Origin of the sequence: Kitasatospora sp. NPDC059817 (assembly GCF_042731835.1) — a bacterium.
GTDB lineage: Bacteria > Actinomycetota > Actinomycetes > Streptomycetales > Streptomycetaceae > Kitasatospora.
The window spans coordinates 1-462 of record NZ_JBHWIR010000409.1; the positions used below are offsets into that span (position 1 = coordinate 1).

The 462-nt window shown below is 78.4% G+C and carries 1 pseudogene; it reads right to left on the reverse strand.

Annotation, left to right across the window (positions count from 1 at the left end):
* A pseudogene (locus tag ACFV61_RS35800) lies at window positions 1-309 on the reverse strand (hypothetical protein); the annotation flags it as partial.
* Window positions 310-462 lie beyond the last annotated feature (153 nt).

Genomic DNA, 462 nt, shown 5'->3' on the forward strand with positions numbered 1-462 from the left:
GGCGCCCGGCCGGCGCGCGGCCCCCCCCCCGCACGGAACGAGCCCGGCGACGGCGCCGGTGCTCCCTCCCGCGGCTGCCAGCGGTCCCGGTCGGCAAGGGGGCCGCCGGGATGCGCGGCGGCAGGCCCGCGACCGGCCGCCGAGGAGAACCCGGCCACCGCCGAACTGCTCACCACCGTCCGGGGCGGCCTGGCGCCGGTCGTAGGCGGCGCGGTTGTCCGGGTTGTCGAGCGCCTCGGTGAGGTAGTGCCGGCCGGGGCGGCCGTAGCGCCACCACACCGGCCCGAGCGGCCCGTGCTCGGCCAGCAACTCCAGCTGAACCTGGCCACCGCCCGGACGGCCCATCTACGGACGTACTCACCGGCCGCTGACCTGCGCCAACAGCCGGAACTCACCGGCCGGCGCCCGGAACTCACCAACGCCCCGGGCGAAACCCCCCAGCGCAGGTCAGCGGCCTACGCC